General features: G+C 64.6%; 19 protein-coding genes and 1 tRNA gene. 18 read left to right on the top strand and 2 right to left on the bottom strand.

What is annotated here, in order from left to right; translation table 11 throughout:
• Nucleotides 1-5 precede the first annotated feature (5 nt).
• Nucleotides 6-278, bottom strand: a complete 273-nt coding sequence (locus E3T29_RS03660; protein ID WP_134344091.1) for a DUF4031 domain-containing protein — start codon at nt 276-278, stop codon at nt 6-8.
• Between the two features lie 249 nt (nt 279-527).
• On the opposite strand from E3T29_RS03660, the gene rplU reads away from it, so the two are divergent.
• The 14 genes from rplU to E3T29_RS03590 all read left to right on the top strand — a co-directional run bounded on the left by rplU (nt 528) and on the right by E3T29_RS03590 (nt 10,119).
• Nucleotides 528-836: a 50S ribosomal protein L21 gene (rplU, locus tag E3T29_RS03655; RefSeq protein WP_092339967.1), complete on the top strand. Its 309-nt coding sequence runs from the start codon at nt 528-530 to the stop codon at nt 834-836.
• An 18-nt stretch (nt 837-854) separates the two neighbouring features.
• Nucleotides 855-1,112, top strand: a complete 258-nt coding sequence (gene rpmA, locus E3T29_RS03650) for a 50S ribosomal protein L27 (RefSeq protein ID WP_035836705.1) — start codon at nt 855-857, stop codon at nt 1,110-1,112.
• Between the two features lie 158 nt (nt 1,113-1,270).
• Nucleotides 1,271-2,932 (top strand): GTPase ObgE, encoded by a 1,662-nt coding sequence (gene obgE / locus E3T29_RS03645; protein WP_134344090.1) that lies wholly within the window; start codon nt 1,271-1,273, stop codon nt 2,930-2,932.
• Nucleotides 2,929-3,735, top strand: a complete 807-nt coding sequence (gene proB / locus E3T29_RS03640) for a glutamate 5-kinase (RefSeq protein WP_134344089.1) — start codon at nt 2,929-2,931, stop codon at nt 3,733-3,735. The genes obgE and proB (E3T29_RS03640) overlap by 4 nt, the downstream gene beginning before the upstream one ends.
• A 154-nt stretch (nt 3,736-3,889) precedes the next feature.
• Nucleotides 3,890-4,696, top strand: a complete 807-nt coding sequence (proB, locus tag E3T29_RS03635; RefSeq protein ID WP_092339970.1) for a glutamate 5-kinase — start codon at nt 3,890-3,892, stop codon at nt 4,694-4,696.
• A 44-nt stretch (nt 4,697-4,740) separates the two neighbouring features.
• Nucleotides 4,741-6,009: a glutamate-5-semialdehyde dehydrogenase gene (locus tag E3T29_RS03630; RefSeq protein WP_134344088.1), complete on the top strand. Its 1,269-nt coding sequence runs from the start codon at nt 4,741-4,743 to the stop codon at nt 6,007-6,009.
• A gap of 131 nt (nt 6,010-6,140) precedes the next feature.
• A complete protein-coding gene (locus tag E3T29_RS03625; protein WP_134344087.1) occupies nt 6,141-6,356 on the top strand; it encodes a hypothetical protein in 216 nt (71 codons plus the stop codon).
• A 15-nt stretch (nt 6,357-6,371) separates the two neighbouring features.
• Nucleotides 6,372-6,965: a nicotinate-nucleotide adenylyltransferase gene (gene nadD, locus E3T29_RS03620; protein WP_255409998.1), complete on the top strand. Its 594-nt coding sequence runs from the start codon at nt 6,372-6,374 to the stop codon at nt 6,963-6,965.
• Nucleotides 6,962-8,050 (top strand): hypothetical protein, encoded by a 1,089-nt coding sequence (locus tag E3T29_RS03615; protein ID WP_134344086.1) that lies wholly within the window; start codon nt 6,962-6,964, stop codon nt 8,048-8,050. Before nadD ends, E3T29_RS03615 begins: the two co-directional genes overlap by 4 nt.
• Before the next feature lie 118 nt (nt 8,051-8,168).
• Nucleotides 8,169-8,582, top strand: coding sequence for a ribosome silencing factor (gene rsfS, locus E3T29_RS03610; RefSeq protein ID WP_092339974.1), 414 nt, complete (start codon nt 8,169-8,171; stop codon nt 8,580-8,582).
• Nucleotides 8,583-8,655: 73 nt separating this feature from the next.
• Nucleotides 8,656-8,731, top strand: a tRNA-Ala gene (locus E3T29_RS03605).
• 192 nt (nt 8,732-8,923) lie between these two features.
• Entirely contained in the window at nt 8,924-9,265 is a 342-nt protein-coding gene (locus E3T29_RS03600) for an Lsr2 family protein (RefSeq protein WP_092339975.1), read from the top strand.
• 98 nt (nt 9,266-9,363) lie between these two features.
• A complete protein-coding gene (locus E3T29_RS03595) occupies nt 9,364-9,684 on the top strand; it encodes a YchJ family protein (RefSeq protein WP_370449103.1) in 321 nt (106 codons plus the stop codon).
• A 99-nt stretch (nt 9,685-9,783) separates the two neighbouring features.
• Nucleotides 9,784-10,119 (top strand): TIGR02611 family protein, encoded by a 336-nt coding sequence (locus tag E3T29_RS03590; protein ID WP_134344085.1) that lies wholly within the window; start codon nt 9,784-9,786, stop codon nt 10,117-10,119.
• A gap of 17 nt (nt 10,120-10,136) precedes the next feature.
• On the opposite strand, the gene E3T29_RS03585 is transcribed toward E3T29_RS03590, so the two are convergent.
• On the bottom strand, nt 10,137-10,517 hold the full coding sequence (locus tag E3T29_RS03585; protein WP_104090451.1) for a hypothetical protein: 381 nt from the start codon (nt 10,515-10,517) through the stop codon (nt 10,137-10,139).
• 179 nt (nt 10,518-10,696) lie between these two features.
• Here E3T29_RS03585 and E3T29_RS03580 point away from each other — a divergent pair, with 179 nt between their 5' ends.
• The 4 genes from E3T29_RS03580 to treZ all read left to right on the top strand — a co-directional run bounded on the left by E3T29_RS03580 (nt 10,697) and on the right by treZ (nt 18,210).
• On the top strand, nt 10,697-11,731 hold the full coding sequence (locus E3T29_RS03580; protein ID WP_134344084.1) for an LLM class flavin-dependent oxidoreductase: 1,035 nt from the start codon (nt 10,697-10,699) through the stop codon (nt 11,729-11,731).
• Nucleotides 11,732-11,874: 143 nt separating this feature from the next.
• The gene (gene glgX / locus E3T29_RS03575) at nt 11,875-14,061 is read left to right on the top strand and encodes a glycogen debranching protein GlgX (protein WP_134344083.1); all 2,187 of its coding nucleotides are present in this window, start codon (nt 11,875-11,877) and stop codon (nt 14,059-14,061) included.
• 10 nt (nt 14,062-14,071) lie between these two features.
• Complete coding sequence (gene treY, locus E3T29_RS03570; RefSeq protein ID WP_241987613.1) at nt 14,072-16,459, top strand: malto-oligosyltrehalose synthase; 2,388 nt, start codon at nt 14,072-14,074, stop codon at nt 16,457-16,459.
• Nucleotides 16,456-18,210 carry a malto-oligosyltrehalose trehalohydrolase gene (gene treZ, locus E3T29_RS03565; protein WP_134344082.1) on the top strand — a complete coding sequence of 585 codons (1,755 nt, stop codon included), beginning with the start codon at nt 16,456-16,458 and terminating at the stop codon, nt 18,208-18,210. Before treY ends, treZ begins: the two co-directional genes overlap by 4 nt.
• The last annotated feature ends 44 nt before the right edge of the window (nt 18,211-18,254 follow it).

Here is an 18,254-nt window from a genome sequence, read left to right as displayed (position 1 = left end):
CGAGGCTACAGTCCGCGCCGCTCCCGGGCGGTCACACGCAGCCCGCTGGAGCGCAGCCGCACGATCATCTCCCGAAAGCTCACCGGCATGGCCCCGGCGGCCACCAGGTCCGCGTAGCGGCCTTCAGGCACGTCGTAGTGGTCGAGGTCGAAGCCACGCCGGGGAATACCGGCCTGAGCGGCGAAAGCGTGCAATTCGTGCAGATTCGAGTCGCTCACGAGGTGTGCCCACACCGTTCCGTGCGCCGGCCAGCGAGGCTGGTCGATAAGTATTGCCATGATCGAAGTCTACGAGCCGCCCTGTGTTTCAGAAGTGGTTCAGACACGCCGTGCCGTTGGTTTGACCACGGGTAGCGGATCAGGTAAAGTCAACCCTTGGTGTGCGTTAGATAAATAAACGCGAATACCAAGGTTTTCTGAGTGCGCTGGGCCAACCGGTCCGTGTACTGCAGTGAATGCAGCAGTCAAGTTTGAGCAGTGAGTTTCCGCAAATTGGAGCCTCAGGCTCCCCAGAGATTGGTACGTAAAGTGGTTTACGCAGTTGTGCGCGCCGGAGGGCGGCAGGAGAAGGTAGAGGTCGGTACCATCGTGACGATGGACCGAATCAAGGCTGACAAGGACGGCAACGTCGAGCTGGCCGCTGTGCTCCTCGTCGACGGCGACAAGATCACCTCTGACGGGGCGTCACTGGCCAAGGTCAAGGTCACTGCTGAGGTTTTGAACAACCTTCGCGGTCCGAAGATCGTCATCCAGAAGTTCAAGAACAAGACCGGGTACAAGAAGCGTCAGGGGCACCGTCAGGAGCTCACTCGCGTTCAGGTTACCGGCATCGCCTAGGCCAGAGGAGATAGACAGATGGCACATAAAAAAGGTGCGAGTTCCACTCGCAACGGTCGTGACTCGAACGCTCAGCGCCTCGGCGTGAAGCGCTTCGGTGGTCAGGTTGTCGGCGCGGGCGAGATCATCGTTCGGCAGCGCGGCACGCACTTCCACCCCGGCGTCAACGTCGGCCGTGGCGGCGACGATACTCTCTTCGCTCTCGAAGCCGGCTCCGTGCAGTTCGGCGCCAAGGGTGGCCGCAAGGTCATCAACATCGTGGTTGCAGCCGAGTAGGTTTTTACAGCACAGTATTTTTCGTACACAACGTCAGGGCGGGCTTCGGTCCGCCCTGACGTGTTTGTTCAGCACTTTTTGTAGCACATCGTTCCACGCACGGGTTTCATAGCACCTCGTTTTGAAGCATTTCTTGCGCCACCTGAAAGGGGCACTTCATGGCCACATTCGTTGACCACGTGACGCTGCATTTACGAGCGGGCAATGGAGGAAACGGATGCGTTTCGGTCAAGCGCGAGAAGTTCAAACCTCTTGCCGGTCCCGACGGCGGTAACGGCGGCAGCGGCGGAGACCTCGTGCTCGTGGCCGATCCCAGCACGACCACCCTGCTCGGCTTCCACCGGTCACCGCACCGCAGCTCGGACAACGGCGGCCCCGGCATGGGCGACCACCGCAATGGCCACAACGGCGAGATGCGCGAGCTCATGGTTCCCATCGGCACCGTGGTCAAGGACATCGAGGGCAACCAGCTCCTTGACATGGACGAACCCGGCCTGCGCCTCATCGTCGCGCCCGGCGGCCAGGGCGGGCTCGGCAACGCCGCCCTCGCCTCGACCAAGCGCAAGGCCCCCGGCTTTGCCCTGCTCGGCACGCTCGGCTGGGAAGGCGACGTCTACCTCGAGCTCAAGACCGTAGCGGATGTCGCGCTCGTCGGGTACCCTTCGGCTGGCAAGTCCAGCCTGATCGCCGCCATGAGTGCGGCTCGGCCCAAAATCGCCGACTACCCCTTCACCACGCTGCACCCCAACCTCGGCGTCGTCGAATCGGGTGAGTCGCGCTACACCATTGCCGACGTGCCCGGCCTGATCGAGGGCGCGAGCGAGGGCAAGGGGCTCGGCCTCGAGTTCCTTCGCCACGTTGAACGCTGCACCGCCCTGCTGCATGTGCTGGACTGTGCCACGCTCGAGCCCGGTCGCGACCCGATCAGTGACCTCGACGTCATTCTCGGCGAACTCGACGCCTACCCGGTGCCCGACGGCCAAAAGCCGCTGCTGCAGCGCTCCCAGCTCATCGCCCTGAACAAGATCGACGTGCCGGAAGGCCGCGAACTGGCCGCCTTCGTCAAGGCCGACCTCGAAACCCGTGGCTACCGCGTATTCGAAATTTCCAGCGTCACCCACGAGGGCCTCAAACAGCTCAACTACGCCCTCGCCGAGGTCGTCGAACAGGGCCGCGCCGAGGCTGCCGCAGCCGAAGCGAAGAAGCCGCGCATCATCATCCGTCCCAAGGCCGTCGATGAGGGCGGCTTCGTCATCAAGGTCGAGGGTGGCACCTTCGGCAACATTTACCGCATTCTCGGTACCAAGCCGGAACGCTGGATTCAGCAGACCGACTTCACGAACGATGAGGCCGTCGGCTTCCTCGCCGACCGACTCGCCAAGCTCGGCATCGAGAATGAGCTGTACAAGTCGGGCGCCATCGCCGGCTCGACCGTCATCATCGGCCCCGGCCACGGTGTCGTCTTCGATTGGGAGCCCACGCTCACCTCCACCGCCGAACTCATCACGGCTCCCCGCGGCACCGACGCCCGCCTTGACGAGCCTAAACGTCGCACCAGCAACGAACGCCGCGAGGAGTACTTCGGTCGGATGGACGCCAAGTCCTCGGCCCGCGCCGAACTCATTCGTGAGCGCGAAGCCGGCATGTGGCAGACCGGCGAGGAGGAACACAACGAAGACGTTCGCCTCGCCGACGTGGAATTGAACTTCTCCACGCCGACCGACGCCGCCGAGCCCGAAACCGCGCCAGACACCGGCATCGAAACGGATGCCAATGCTGACGAGACTGAGACAGACCCAACGGAAGAAGTACAGAAGTGAGTGGCTTAGCCAGGGACAACGTAGCGGGCGCGAAACGCGTCGTGGTGAAGGTCGGGTCTTCGTCGATCAGCGGCGAGAACTCCGACCAGATCACCCCACTCGTTGACGCCCTGGCCGAGGCCTACGGTCGCGGCACCGAGGTGGTACTCATCTCCTCGGGTGCGGTCGCCACCGGCATGCCCTTCCTGAACCTTGATGAACGCCCCAGTGACGTCGCCACCCAGCAGGCCGCCGCCGCTGTCGGGCAGAATGTGCTCATCTTTCGGTACCAGGAAAGCCTCGACAGGTACGGCATCGCTGCCGGTACCGTGCTGCTGACCGAGGGCGACGCCCTAAAAGAACCGCACCGGAGCAACACCCGGCGCGCACTGGAACGACTGCTCGACCTGCGTATTCTGCCGGTCGTCAACGAGAACGACACCGTGGCCGTCTATGGCTTGCGGTTCGGCAGCAATGATCGCCTCGCCGCCCTGGTCGCAACCCTCATCCAAGCCGACCTGCTGATCATGCTCAGCGACGTCGACGCGCTCTACACCAAGCCGCCGCACCTGCCGGGCGCTGAGAAGCTCGACTTCATCGCCGCGGACGACCCGCTCGACAGGTTCGAGTTCAGTTCGAGCGGAGCAACCGGAGTGGGCACCGGGGGAGCGAGCACGAAGGTGGTCGCCGCCCGCCTCGCCACCAATGCTGGCACCGCCGTTCTGGTCACCTCGACCGAACTGGCCGCTGCAGCCCTGCGTGGCGAGCACGTCGGAACCTGGTTCGAGGCGACGGCAAGCGAAGAGCGTCGCGCGCTGCTCTGACCGAGCCGGCGCACCAGCTGCGCTAAACTGCCGGTGGTCGCACGGCGCGTCCATTATTCTTGCCGGAGGGCCAGATTCATGTGGGGTTGCACGTCCTTATTGGGGTCAGCGTGAATGGCTTCAGCGTTAATGTAGCCAACCGAAATATCACCCGATGAGGGCGCACTCGCAGCAGGTTGTTCGATCCGCCGCGCGTATCGTGGTCAAGGTGGGCTCCTCGTCGATCAGTGGCGAGAATTCCGGGCAGATCGCGCCCTTGGTCGACGCCCTGGCTGAAGCGCATGCCCGGGGCACCGAGGTGGTTCTGGTGTCGTCCGGTGCCATTGCCATCGGCATGCCGTACCTCCAGCTGCAGGAGCGGCCGACCGACCTGGCTACCCAGCAGGCGGCGGCATCCGTTGGTCAGAATCTGTTGATCTTTCGGTACCAGGACAGCCTCGACCGATACGACATCGTGGCCGGTCAGGTGCTGCTGACGGCGAGCGACCTCGACAACGCCACCCACCGCGGCAACGCCCAGCGCGCCATGGAGCGCCTGATGGCGCTGCGTATTCTTCCGATCGTCAACGAGAATGACACCGTAGCCACCCACGAGATTCGATTCGGCGACAACGACCGACTGGCCGCCCTCGTCGCCACCCTGATCGGTGCCGACCTGCTCGTGCTCCTCAGCGATGTGGATTCCCTCTACACGTGCCCGCCGGACCTGCCCGGTGCTGAGCGCATCAGCCACGTGGCATCCGGTGACCCGTTGGTGGGGATGGAATTCGGCGCGACTGCCGTCAACGGGGTTGGCACCGGGGGAGCGAGCACCAAGGTGACGGCGGCGCGCATCGCGGCCCAGGCCGGAACCGCCGTGCTGGTCACGGCGACCGGGTTGGTGGCCGAGGCGCTGCGCGGGGATCCGGTGGGAACCTGGTTCGAACCGTCGCCAGCACCGTCAGCACTGCGTATTTCCTGAGAGCCGAGAATAGTCTCATGGTTCGCCTCCCGTAAACTAGGTTCATGTTGCAGTCTCTGAACGATGTAGCCCAGCTCACGCCCACCCTCGAGGCCGCTCGCGCCGCCTCCCTGCCGCTCGCTTCAGCGCCGACAGAGCTAAAGAATAAAGCGCTGAAATTGATTGCGCAATCGCTGCGCGACCACGCCGCGCAGATCGTGACGGCCAACCAGGTCGACCTCGCTGCCGGCGCCACCAACGGCCTCAGTGCCGGACTGCTCGACCGGCTCAAGCTCGACCCGCCGCGCATTATGGCCCTCGCCGACTCCGTCGACCAGATCGCGCTGCTGACCGACCCGGTCGGCCAGGTCGTGCGCGGCAGCAGCCTGCCCAACGGCATCAAAATCAGCCAGGTGCGTGTTCCCTTCGGCGTCATCGGAGTCATCTACGAAGCTCGCCCGAACGTCACCGTCGATCTGGCCGCCCTCGCCTTGAAAAGCGGCAACGCCGTCGTGCTCCGCGGTGGTTCCGCTGCCGAGAACAGCAACCGAGTACTCATCGACCTGGTGCAGGCGGCGATCACCGACGCCGGGTTCAACCCTGATTCGGTGCAGACCATCGATCCCTTTGGTCGGGCCGGCGCGACCGAGCTCATGAAGGCTCGCGGCTACGTCGACGTGCTCATTCCCCGTGGCAGCGCCAAGCTGATCCAGACCGTGGTTCGTGAGTCCCAGGTGCCGGTCATCGAGACCGGTGCCGGCGTCGTGCACGTCTTCCTCGATGAGACGGCTACCAAGCAGTGGGCGATCGATATCGTGCACAACTCCAAGACGCACCGTCCGAGCGTCTGCAATGCCCTGGAAACCCTGCTCGTACACCGCAGCGCAGCTGAACGCTTGCTTCCCGATGTGTTGGACAAGCTCACGGCGTCCGGTGTCACCATCCATGCGGATGCCCGCACCCGCGCGCTCTATCCGGCCGCTGTCCCGGCGACCGACGATGACTGGGGCGCCGAATACATGAGCCTCGACATTTCGGTGGCGATTGTCGACTCCCTCGATGAGGCCATGGACCACATTCGTCGCTATTCAACCGGGCACACCGAGTCGATCATCACCAACGATCTGCAGAACGCTGAGCGCTTTCTGAACGAGGTCGATTCGGCCTCGGTCATGGTCAACGCCTCCACTCGCTTCACCGACGGCGGAGAATTCGGCTTCGGTGCCGAGGTGGGTATCTCCACCCAGAAGCTGCACGCTCGTGGGCCGATGGGTTTGCCAGAGCTGACCAGCACAAAGTGGATCGTGCGCGGCACCGGCCAGGTACGCGCGTAGTTTCACACGCGGGTGCCGGTCAAGTGCGCCGGTCAAGCTAGAATGAGGCGACGGCGTGAGCCGTCAGGCGCGCGACCCGTCGCGGCCAACTGGGGCCGCGCCCGACTGCGCGGCGCGTGAATGGAGAACCGATGTCTTTTGTGAGTGCCGTGCTAACCGAGGTCGAGCACATCGCCTTGCCGTTGCCGCTCATCGTCTACCCGGTGGTGGCCGCCGTGTTGTTCCTGGCCCTCGGCGTCGTGCTGTGGAGCTTTCGTGATGTGTCCAACCGCCACAGCGGCAAGGCTGACGCCTACGCCGCCGCGCATGGCGGACACGGTGGTACCACCGGCATCGGTGGCCACTAGAAGCCTGATCTTAACGTGACAGTTCGTCGCCTTCGCATCGGCGTGATGGGTGGAACGTTCGACCCCATTCACCATGGGCACCTCGTCGCCGCCAGCGAGGTGGCACAGAGCTTCGACCTCGACGAGGTGATCTTCGTGCCCACCGGGCAGCCGTGGCAGAAAAGCGGCGTCACCCGCGGCGAACATCGCTACCTGATGACGGTGATTGCGACCGCGTCCAATCCGCGGTTCACGGTGAGTCGGGTGGATATTGACCGGGTCGGCCCGACTTACACCATTGATACGCTGCGTGATCTGCACGAAGAACGTCCGGATGCCGAATTGTTCTTCATTACCGGAGCGGATGCGATCACCCAGATTCTCGGCTGGAAAGACGTGCGTGAACTGTGGCAGCTGGCACATTTCGTGGCTGTGAGTCGCCCGGGCCATGAGCTGAGCGTTTCGGGATTACCGAACCAAGACGTAAGCTTGTTGGAGGTTCCGGCACTGGCTATTTCGTCCACTGACTGCCGGGCACGGGTCAATCGGGGATTCCCGGTCTGGTATCTGGTCCCCGACGGGGTCGTCCAGTACATCTCAAAGCATCATCTGTATCGGAGTGTGGCATGACGTCGGGAGACCCTCAGCCGCTCAGCCGACGTCAGGCGCGCGAACTTGCCCGCGAACAGGGTGACGAAGCTGCCGCGGTGTACGACGCAATCCCGACCCTCGACGTTCCGGTGCTGGTCCCCGCCGCGCTTCGCCCGGCATCGTTTGCTCCATCGGCACAGACCTCGACATCACGGCGAACGAGCCGGAACCACACGGCTCCCGATCCGAAAGAGCCTCAGGACACCGTCGATAAAGTTCCAACCCCGGGTGCAGCCGAGCCCGACCCGTCGGTTCCGGCATCGCACACCCTGAGTCGCCGGGAATTGCGCGCACTGCACGCACGTGAAGACGAGGAACGGGCTCTCAATACTGGGGACCTCACGACCCCCGCCGATCAGCCCGCCGACGCTGAAACTACTGCTGCTGGGCCGGTTGACCCCGAGCTGGTCGAGGCCGAGCTGATCGAGGCCGAGCTGATCGAGCCCGAGCCCACCACGCCGGTCGCCGTCGACCCGGTCGAATCCGAGCAGATGTACGCCGAGCCGGTCGTGGCCGAGCCGATCGAGGCGCCGGATCCGACCATCAGTGACAAGACCGGATGGATGCCGCCGATCGGACACTGGTCGGTCGATGCGGATGCTCCGCGCGTCGACGTATCGCAGCCTGACCAGTCGCTCGACGAACTGATCAACCGTGGTATCGGGGCCGGGGGCATTCCCACCACCACGAACGCGCTCATCCTGCCGTCGATTCCCCACCAGCCGAGCAGCGTGAGTCCCATCTCCAATACGGGCGAGATCATGATCACGGGGTCATTCGACCTGCCGCGCAGTCTTGGCTCGACCGGCGCCCACCCGAATCTGTTCGATTCGTCCGAGATGGACCACCTGATGGACCAGCTCGACGCCGATCAGCTAGGCGGGGACTCGGCCCCGGTCAGTGCGAGTCGCGCCGTGAGCACGCACGCGTCTACCCGCGGGATGTTAACCCCGCCCAAGAATCAGCGTGCCTCACTTCCCACCGTTTTGGTCATCGCCACGGCCGCACTGGCCGTGAGTGTTCTGGCGCTCTTCGTGACCGGCTACCTGCTGGGTCTCTTCTAGTGCCCCGCGCCATGCATCCGTGTCTTTCCTTCCTCGCGGGCCTCTTCGGCTCGCTCGTTTCCCCTATCATCGCCACAAGCGCATTCGCGCCTCGCGGCACAATCTCAAGGATTCATTCATGACCACGTCACCCCACGCCCTCGAGCTGCTTGCCATCGCCGTCGCCGCCGCCGACTCCAAGGGAGGCGAAGACCTCGTTGCCCTCGACGTCTCCAACCCGCTTCCCCTCGCCGACATCTTCTTCATCGTCACTGGTCGGTCGGAGCGCAACGTTGTAGCCATTGCCGGCGAGATTGAAGACAAGCTGATCGAGGCCGGCCACAAGCCGCTGCGGCGCGAGGGACGCGCTGCCGGCCGCTGGGTGCTCGTTGACTTCGGTGACCTGGTCGTGCACGTTTTTCACGAAGAAGAGCGCCAGTACTACTCCCTGGAGCGACTGTGGAAGGACTGCCCGGTGATTCCGACCGGGATTCCCGCCAAAGTGACGTCAAACGAGGCCGCCGATGAGGCTGCCGACGAGGTCGCGGAGTAGCCTCGGTTTCGCAGATCCCAATCTGTGTTGTAAGCTAACAAAGTTGTTTCGGAGCAATTCGAAACAACAATCTGGGTCCGTGGCGCAGCTGGTAGCGCACCTGCATGGCATGCAGGGGGTCAGGGGTTCGAATCCCCTCGGATCCACCAAATATGAAGTAGCCCCGACATTGTCGGGGCTACTTTTTTGTGATGCGTCGTTTAAAAGTTGTGAATGCAAAAGAAATACCGCGTGGCGGGTATCGGAAAAAGAGTTCGGCAGCCATAATTCGTTAGTGGTTATCGCCACACGCGAATGTATCCATCCCGAATGTATTCGACACCTCATTGGAGAATCTCAGAATGAAGAAGACCACGGTTCAGCTGCTGGATGACCTTGACGGCACCGTTATTGAAAATGGCTCCGGAGCAACCGTTTCCTATGCTTTCGAAGGGGAATCGTACGAGATCGATCTGTCCGCCGAAAACCTCGCTGAATTTCGCGCCGCGATCAAGCCATACACAAATGTTTCCCGACGCGTTGGCTATGTGCCCGCTAAGTCACGCGGTACCAGTTCGGCCGGTTCGGACCGGGCCGAGCTCCAGGCCATTCGTGCCTGGGCTGCCGCCAACGGCGTTGCCGTATCCGACCGTGGGCGCATTGCCGGCACCGTGCGCGAGGCCTATGCCAGGGCGCAGGCCTAGCAGAGCCCGAACAGACCATTACTCTGGATCAGCGGTGTCCCTGCCTGAGCGAGGGCACCTATGCCGTCTGTTGCGGCCGCTTTCACAGCGGTGCTGCGGTGCCGCCGACGGCCGAATGGCTCATGCGATCTCGGTATAGCGCCTTCTGCCGGGGTGAGGCGCAGTATCTGCTTCAGACGTGGCATCCGTTGACCCGACCGGAATCACTCGAACTGGACCCGGCGATAACTTGGCGACGGCTCGATATCGTGCGTACAGAGCGCGGTGGTTTACTCGATAGTGAGGGCGTCGTGGAATTCGCAGCGCACTATCGTGAAAACGGCATAGCGGGTCAGCAGAAAGAAGTGAGCTGCTTTCTCAAGGTTGACCGCCAATGGTATTACCTCGATGCCGTTCCAGACAGCCTGAACTCCAGATAGCCACTTCCAGCCGCATGGCCGGGATGGAATCTCAGAGGGCGCGTCACCGCGGTCGATATCGGGCGGCCACCTCCCAGAAATCTGGCTTAGATTGGGTAGATGTCTGAGCATCTCTCCCGCGATATCGCCAGTGGCAGTGATCCGCGGCATCCGGTGCGGCGGGCCCTGCGACGAACTCGCGCGTGGGTTGACGGGCACCCCTATCTACTCTTCGCCTATCGCCTCGGGGTCGGGCTGCTCGGCACAGTGATTGTTGTTATCGGCATTATTCTGATTCCCCTGCCTGGGCCGGGGTGGCTGATCGTCTTCCTGGGACTCGCCGTGCTCGGAACGGAATTCGCTTCAGCGCGTCGGCTCGGCGGGTTCCTCAATCGGATTGTCACGCGGGTCTGGGCCTGGTGGCGTTCGCGTCGCGACCGTCCGGTGGCCGGCTGATCTGACCGCGGGCGCGCTCAGCGAGCGGTCAGAAACAGCGCGGCCAGCAGCGCGATGTAGACGATGACGAAAATTGCCGGCGTGACGAATCGCACGACATTGACCCAGGGCGCCATGGCCACGATGCTCCGGGTGAGCGCGCTGGGCGTCTCCAGGCCACGCAGGTCGGTGATGACGGCGAGGCCTTCATTGGCCGCGGCGATCTGGGCCAAAGCTCCGAAAATGCCCGAGGCTAGCAGGATGCCCGCCGCGGCGATGCGCACGGAGAGCTCTGTCGTGCCGAGGCCCAGGGCGAGAAAGCCCACGATGGCCGTGAGCAGGAAGGTCGGCGCGGCCTGGGACGCGATGATGTGTCCGCGGGCTTTCACCCAGGCAGTGATGAGCTCGGATTCGGTCATGGCTGGCTCCATTCTTCGGGTGCCGCACGGCACCTGGCTCTATTCTGGCCGCTCCGGCAGATCGTACGGTTCTTTCAACCGTGCGAGTCTGGGTGAAACGGAATAACAGCGGCCGGGCCAAGGTTCCACCGGTGTATGCATGTGCATAGAAAAGACTCGTTCTGAGAGGCTGTACCCGCGTGACGCACAAACTTGAACTGGGACTCGATACCTTCGGCGACGTCACCTTCGACGCCGATGGGCGGCCGCTGGCTCAGCCACAGGTGCTGCGCAACGTCGTGGCCGAAGCCGTGCTGGCCGACCAGGTCGGCCTGGATTTCTTCGGCATCGGCGAGCACCACCGCGCCGATTTCGCGGTGTCAGCACCCGAAGTGGTGCTCGCCGCGATCGCCGGCCAGACCAGCCGGATTGGACTGGGCTCAGCCGTGACCGTACTCAGCTCCGACGACCCGGTGCGGGTCTACCAGCGCTTCGCCACGCTCGACGCCCTGTCGTCTGGACGCGCGGAGGTCATTCTCGGGCGCGGTTCGTTCACCGAATCCTTTCCGCTGTTCGGCCTGGATCTCGGTGACTATGAGCAATTGTTCGAGGAGAAGCTCGAATTGTTCATCGAACTGCTCAAAGAACAGCCGGTGACCTGGTCCGGTCAGACCCGGGCAGCCCTGAACGACCAGACCGTGTTTCCGCCGACCGAGTCCGGAGCGATCAAGACCTGGATCGGTGTGGGCGGCAGCCCTGAGTCGGTCATTCGCGCCGCGCACTACGGTCTGCCGCTCATGCTCGCCATCATCGGCGGTGCGCCGCTCGCCTTCGCGCCTCTCGTCGACCTCTACCACCGCGCCCTGGCGCAGTTCGAGAAGCCCACGCTGCCGATCGGTGAGCACTCGCCCGGCTATATCGCCGAGACGGATGCTCAGGCTCGTGACGAAATGTGGCCGCACTACGAGGCGATGCAGAACCGCATCGGTCGGGAGCGCGGCTGGGGCCCGGCTACTCGGGAACGTTTCGAGCAGGATGCCGGCCCCGACGGCGCCGTGTTCGTGGGTTCACCCGAGACCGTGGCCACGAAGATCGCCACGGTGGTGCAGGGACTCGGGCTCAGCCGGTTCGACCTGAAGTACAGCATCGGCACCCTCCCGCACGAGAAATTGATGAACAGCATCGAGCTCTTTGGTACCCGGGTCGCACCGCTCGTGCGCGAACAACTCGGCTAAGCCTGCCCGGAGCGGCTCGGATGACCGGATATGTCGGCGGATGCCTGTAGCGTATTCTCCAAGCGCGATTCGGTCATCCGTCGGCGCTGTCTTGTCGCCTCTGTCGCACCTGACCGTGTCCCATCTTCATCCCGAGGAGTCTCATGGAAACCTGGCCCGGAACCGCCTACCCCCTTGGCGCTACGTTCGATGGGAGCGGTACCAACTTCGCCCTGTTCAGCGAAGCCGCCCAACGTGTCGAGCTGTGTCTTATCGACGAAGACGGCGGTGAGACGCGGGTCGACGTGCGGGAATCATCCGCTTTTATCTGGCATTGCTACCTGCCGCTGGTGCAGCCGGGGCAGCGCTACGGGTATCGGGTGTACGGCGACTACAACCCGGCGGCCGGTAGCCGAGCCAACCCGAACAAGCTGCTGCTCGACCCATACGCCAAGGCCACCACGGGGGCCATCGACTGGGACCCGTCGCTGTTCTCCTACGATTTCGACGACCCGGATTCGGCGAACGACGAGGACTCCGCCTCGCACATGATGCTCGGCGTCGTCGTCAACCCGTTCTTCGACTGGACCGGTGATCGATCCCTCCGCACCCCCTACAGCGAGTCCTTCATCTACGAGGCACACGTGAAGGGCCTGACCAAGCTGCAGGAGTCCGTGCCCGAAACCCAGCGCGGCACCTACGCGGGCCTGGCGCATCCGTCGGTGATCGACCACCTGCAAAAGCTCGGTGTGACTGCCATCGAGCTGATGCCGGTGCACCAGTTCGTCAATGACGGCACCCTCGTGGAGCAGGGGCTCGGCAACTATTGGGGCTACAACACGATCGGATTCTTCGCGCCGCACAACGCGTATTCCTCGACCGGTGACCTCGGCCAGCAGGTGCAGGAATTCAAGGGAATGGTGCGCAGCCTGCACGCCGCGGGCATCGAGGTCATTCTCGACGTGGTGTACAACCACACCGCCGAGGGCAACCACATGGGTCCGACCCTGTCGTTCAAGGGCATCGACAACGAGGCCTATTACCGCCTGATGGACGACGACAAGCGCTACTACATGGACTACACCGGGACCGGCAACACCCTCAACGTGCGGCACCCGCACGTGCTGCAGCTCATCATGGACTCGCTGCGCTACTGGGTGCTCGAGATGCACGTCGACGGCTTTCGGTTTGACCTGGCCAGCGCCCTGGCCCGCGACCTCTACGAGGTCGACAAGCTCTCCACCTTCTTCGAGCTCGTGCAGCAAGACCCGATCGTGTCGCAGGTCAAGCTCATCGCCGAGCCGTGGGACGTCGGCCCCGGCGGCTATCAGGTCGGCAATTTTCCCTCCCAGTGGTCGGAATGGAACGGCAAGTACCGCGATACTGTGCGTGATTTCTGGCGGGGGGAGCCATCCACTCTCGGCGAATTCGCCTCCCGCGTCGCCGGATCGGCCGACCTCTACGAGCACTCCGGGCGCCGTCCGATGGCGTCGATCAACTTCGTCACCGCGCATGACGGCTTCACCATCGCCGATCTCGTGTCGTACAACGAGAAGCACAATGACGCCAACGGCGAAGACAACAAAGACGGCGAGTCGCACAACCGCTCCTGGAACTCGGGCGTCGAAGGTCCCAGCGATGATCCGGAGATTCGTGGGTTGCGCGCGCGGCAGGCACGCAACTTCATTGCGACGCTGCTTTTGTCGCAGGGGGTTCCGATGCTGCTGCACGGCGATGAGCTGGGCCGAACCCAGCAGGGTAACAACAACACCTACGCGCAGGATTCCGAGCTGACCTGGGTGCACTGGGACGAAGCGGATGTGCCGCTGATCGAATTCACGGCGGCCGTTTCCCGCCTCCGCCGCGAGCACCCGACGTTTCGGCGCAGTCGCTTCTTCGACGGTCGCCCCGGTAACCGCGTCGCGGGCGAGTCGCTGCCCGATATCGTGTGGCTGGGCACCGATGGTGAACCGATGGCGTCGGAAGACTGGGACGAAAACCTCGCTCGCACGGTCGCCAAATTCCTCAACGGCAACGGAATCCGTGAGCGAGACGTGCGCGGTCAGGACGTCACCGACGACAACTTTCTGCTGTTGTTCAACGCCGACGCCGAAGACGTCGAATTCACGCTGCCACCCGACGAATATGCCCCGGCCTGGGAAATTGTGGTCGATACCGCCGGTGAGGGGGCCGATTCCATCGCTCGTCCGGCCGGAGCCATCCAGACCGTGGCCGGTCGTTCCCTCGTGGTCCTGCGCGCCTATCACGAACCCGAAGTTGCACCGGATCACTCCGTCGCCGCGTCACTGGCCGGTGCCACCGGTCTGATCACGCTGCCGGGCCACAGCTGAGGGCCGTTCGGTGACCCTTGACGCAGATCTTTTCGTGACGGTGCCCGTCGTCGCCCCGTTGTCGACCTACCGCCTGCAGATCACTGCGGGTTTCGACCTTGACGCGGCCGCGGGGATCGTCGATTACCTTCGCGATCTCGGTGCCGACTGGGTCTACCTGTCGCCGCTGTTGAAGGCCGAAGACGGATCGGAGCACGGCTACGACGTCGTCGACCACTCCCTGGTCGACCCAGCACGCGGCGGGGCGGATGCCTTGGGTCGCCTGGCCACTGCCGCGCATCGGGCCGGGCAGGGCGTGCTCGTGGACATCGTGCCCAACCACGTGGGCGTGGCCACGCCGCGGCAGAATCCTTGGTGGTGGGACCTGCTGCAGAACGGCGAACAGTCACGGTACGCCGAAGCCTTCGACGTGGACTGGGAGTTCGGTAGCGGCAGAATCCGCATTCCGGTGCTCGGTGATGATCAGGGCGGCGATAGCCGCGGCGAGCTCGACCGGCTTGAGCTGGTCGACGGCGAGCTGCGCTACTTCGACAACCGGTATCCGCTGGCGGCCGGAACCGCCGACGACGGTGCCAGCCCGGCCGAGGTGCATGACCGCCAACACTATGAGCTCGTGAACTGGCGCCGCGCTGACGCGGAGCTCAACTATCGGCGCTTCTTCGCCGTGAACAGTTTGGCCGGCATTCGGGTCGAGGTGCCGTGGGTGTTCGAAGAGTCGCACCGCGAGATCGTGCGCTGGGTCAAGGACGGCCTGGTTCAGGGCCTCCGGGTGGACCACCCCGACGGCCTCGCCGACCCGGCCGGCTACCTCGAAGCCGTGCGCCGCGCCACCGACGGGGCGTACGTGCTGGTCGAGAAGATTCTCGAGGGTCCGGAACAACTTCCGTCGAGCTGGGCGACGGCCGGGACGACCGGGTATGACGCCCTCGCCGACGTGGACCGGGTGCTCGTCGATCCGGCCGGTCAGCCTGCCCTTGACGCCCTGGAATCACGGCTGCAGGGCGACTCCGTCGCTTGGAACGATCTGGTCTTTCGCAACAAGCGTGCGGTGGCCGACGGCATCCTTCGCTCGGAAGTGCTGCGCATCGCCCGTCTGGTACCGAACGACGAGGAGACCGACACCACCGCCGACGCCGTGGCCGAACTGCTGGCCTGGTTTCCGGTCTACCGCTCCTACCTGCCCCTCGGCCAGGGCCACCTGCAGGAGGCGGCGGAGCGGTCGATCACGCACCGCCCGCACCTGGAGGCCGAGATCGACCGGCTGCTGCCGCTGCTGGGAGACCCGGGGCATCCGGCGGCCGTACGTTTTCAACAGACTTCGGGCATGGTGATGGCCAAGGGTGTCGAGGATCGGGCCTACTACCGGTTCGGTCGGCTGACCTCGCTCAACGAGGTGGGAGCCGACCCCGACGAGTTTGCGGTGACGGTGGCCGAGTTTCACGACCGGCAGCGCGCGCGCCAGGCCAGCTTTCCGCGGTCGATGACGACGCTGTCCACCCACGACACCAAACGTGGCGAAGACGTGCGCGCCCGTATCTCGGTGCTCGCCGAGATTCCCGCCGAGTGGGAGGCTGCCCTGGACCAGCTGCGGGAGGCGCATCCGCTCGGGGACGCACCGTTTGAGAACCTGCTCTGGCAGGCAATCGTCGGCTCCTGGCCGGCCAGCCGGGAGCGCCTCACCGCCTACGCGCTCAAGGCGGCGCGCGAGGCCGGAACCATCACCACGTGGACAGAGCAGAACGCCGAATTCGAAGCGAAACTGGGGGACCTCGTCGCTTTCGCTACCAGCCCGGGGTCTACCCACGATCTGATTGCTGCGCTGGTCGAGCGGATGCAGCAGGCCGGCTGGAGCAACTCGCTCGCGCTCAAACTGCTGCAGCTGACAATGCCGGGCGTTCCCGACGTGTACCAGGGCAGTGAACTGTGGGAGACCTCACTCGTCGACCCCGACAACCGTCGCACGGTCGACTACACGCTGCGCCGCGAGTTGCTGACCCGCATCGACAGCGGATGGCTTCCCGAGGTAGACGAGACAGGTGCCGCCAAGCTGCTGGTCACCGCCCGGGCCCTGCGGCTGCGCCGCGACCGGCCGGACCTGTTCACCCGCTACGCCCCGGTTCCGGTTTTCGGGTCGGGCGCGAGCCACCTCGTGGCGTTTGATCGCGGGGGAGGGATCACGCTGGCCACCCGATTGCCGATCGGGCTGCAGGAGGCGGGCGGTTGGGGAGACACGACGATTGCTGTGGCGGGGCGCGCCTATATCGATCTGCTCACGCAGGAGCGCTTCGAGGGCCCGAACCTCGACGTCGCCCAGGTGCTCGCGCACTACCCGGTGGCGCTCCTGGCGGCCGTCGATGACCGAAATCCCGTCACTACCCACACAGGACGACACGCATGAACGATCAGAAATTTGCCGTCTGGGCTCCTGACGCGCACGCCGTGCAGGTGCAACTCGGCCTCCGCCAGCTCGAGCTCACGGCGCGCGACGACGGGTGGTGGGAGCTGCCGGCATCCGCTCAACCACCGGTCACCGGACCGATCGACTACGGATTCATCGTGGACGGGCGCGGACCGTTCGCCGACCCCCGGTCGCGGCACCAGCCGGCCGGGGTGCACGCCCTCTCGCGCACCTTCGACGCCTCGGCCCACGTCTGGCAAGACGCCGACTGGACCGGTCGCCAGCTCGCCGGCGCCATCATCTACGAGCTGCACGTGGGAACCTTCACGCCCGAGGGCACCTTTGACGCGGCCGCGAGCCGGCTCGATCACCTGCATTCGATCGGCGTCGATTTCATCGAGCTGCTGCCGGTGAACGCGTTCAACGGCACGCACAACTGGGGGTATGACGGTGTGCTCTGGTACGCCGTGCACGAGGGCTACGGCGGCCCGGCCGGGTACCAGAACTTCGTCGACGCCTGCCACCAGCGCGGCATCGGCGTCATCCAGGACGTCGTCTACAATCACCTGGGGCCGAGCGGCAACTACCTGCCCCAGTTCGGCCCGTACCTCAGTGAGGCGGCCGGTAACACCTGGGGCTCGTCCCTCAATCTCGACGGTCCGCACTCCGACCCGGTGCGCCGCTACATTCTCGACAATGCACTGATGTGGCTCGGCGAATACCACGTCGATGGGCTGCGCCTCGACGCGGTGCACGCCCTGCGCGATACCAGCGCCACCCACCTGCTCGAGCAGCTCGCCGTCGAGGTCGCAGTGCTCAGCGCCGAAACCGGCCGGCCGCGCACCCTGATCGCCGAATCCGACCTCAACGACCCCCGGCTCGTGACGCCGCGCGAGGCCAACGGCTACGGTCTCGACGCACAATGGAGCGACGACTTTCACCACGCCGTGCACGTCGCCCTGACCGGCGAAACGACCGGCTACTACGCCGATTTCGAACCTCTCAACGCCCTCGCCAAGGTGCTCACCCACGGGTTCTTCCACGACGGCACCTACTCGAGCTTTCGCGAGCGCACGCACGGCCGCCGCATCGACCTCGAGCGCATGCCCACCTGGCGGCTGGTCGTCGCCTCCCAGAACCATGACCAGATCGGCAACCGTGCCGTCGGCGACCGGTTGAGCGAGCAGCTCGATACCGGCCAGCTGGCCATTGCCGCCGCGTTGACCCTGCTCGGGCCGTACACACCGATGTTGTTCATGGGCGAAGAATGGGGAGCCACGACACCGTGGCAGTTCTTCACCTCGCATCCCGAACCGGAGCTCGGCGCCGCCACGGCCCGTGGTCGCATCAACGAATTCGCCCGCATGGGCTGGGATCCGGCGCTGGTTCCCGATCCCCAGGACGCGCAGACCTTCGAGCGCTCAAAGCTCAACTGGAACGAAGCCGCCGAACCACAGCATGCTCGCCTGCTTGGGTTCTACCGCGACCTGGCCGCTGTGCGCCGCACCCGCCCGGACTTCACCGATCCCCGCTTCGACCAGATCGCCGTGGAATTCGATGCGGCAGCCGGCTGGCTGCGGCTGCACCGTGGCAGCACCCAGATCCTGTTCAATCTCGGCACCCAGCCGGTGCACGTTCCGGCGGGGGGCGGTGACATCGTGCTGTCCTTTGCGGCCGCGGGCGACGCCGTGCAGGGTCGGCTGCCCAACGCCCTGCAGCTGGCACCGCACTCCGTGGTCGTTCTGGCCTGATCGCGTCTGGCAAGATGGGGCTGACTGCTGCACGACCAGGCAGC

Source organism: Cryobacterium sp. TMT1-66-1, from assembly GCF_004403435.1.
Taxonomy (GTDB): Bacteria; Actinomycetota; Actinomycetes; order Actinomycetales; family Microbacteriaceae; genus Cryobacterium; species Cryobacterium flavum.
The sequence above is the reverse complement of the archived record's forward strand: the minus strand, read 5'-3'. Positions and strand labels throughout refer to the sequence as shown.

What these genes read in the sequence shown, in the direction of transcription:
- proB (WP_092339970.1), top strand. Translation starts at nt 3,890, where the DNA reads ATGAGGGCGCACTCGCAGCAGGTTGTTCGATCCGCCGCGCGTATCGTG.
- E3T29_RS03585 (WP_104090451.1), bottom strand. Translation starts at nt 10,517, where the DNA reads ATGACCGAATCCGAGCTCATCACTGCCTGGGTGAAAGCCCGCGGACAC.
- E3T29_RS03660 (WP_134344091.1), bottom strand. Translation starts at nt 278, where the DNA reads ATGGCAATACTTATCGACCAGCCTCGCTGGCCGGCGCACGGAACGGTG.
- rsfS (WP_092339974.1), top strand. Translation starts at nt 8,169, where the DNA reads ATGACCACGTCACCCCACGCCCTCGAGCTGCTTGCCATCGCCGTCGCC.
- rpmA (WP_035836705.1), top strand. Translation starts at nt 855, where the DNA reads ATGGCACATAAAAAAGGTGCGAGTTCCACTCGCAACGGTCGTGACTCG.
- E3T29_RS03590 (WP_134344085.1), top strand. Translation starts at nt 9,784, where the DNA reads ATGTCTGAGCATCTCTCCCGCGATATCGCCAGTGGCAGTGATCCGCGG.
- obgE (WP_134344090.1), top strand. Translation starts at nt 1,271, where the DNA reads ATGGCCACATTCGTTGACCACGTGACGCTGCATTTACGAGCGGGCAAT.
- E3T29_RS03615 (WP_134344086.1), top strand. Translation starts at nt 6,962, where the DNA reads ATGACGTCGGGAGACCCTCAGCCGCTCAGCCGACGTCAGGCGCGCGAA.
- treZ (WP_134344082.1), top strand. Translation starts at nt 16,456, where the DNA reads ATGAACGATCAGAAATTTGCCGTCTGGGCTCCTGACGCGCACGCCGTG.
- E3T29_RS03625 (WP_134344087.1), top strand. Translation starts at nt 6,141, where the DNA reads ATGTCTTTTGTGAGTGCCGTGCTAACCGAGGTCGAGCACATCGCCTTG.
- E3T29_RS03600 (WP_092339975.1), top strand. Translation starts at nt 8,924, where the DNA reads ATGAAGAAGACCACGGTTCAGCTGCTGGATGACCTTGACGGCACCGTT.
- E3T29_RS03630 (WP_134344088.1), top strand. Translation starts at nt 4,741, where the DNA reads ATGTTGCAGTCTCTGAACGATGTAGCCCAGCTCACGCCCACCCTCGAG.
- glgX (WP_134344083.1), top strand. Translation starts at nt 11,875, where the DNA reads ATGGAAACCTGGCCCGGAACCGCCTACCCCCTTGGCGCTACGTTCGAT.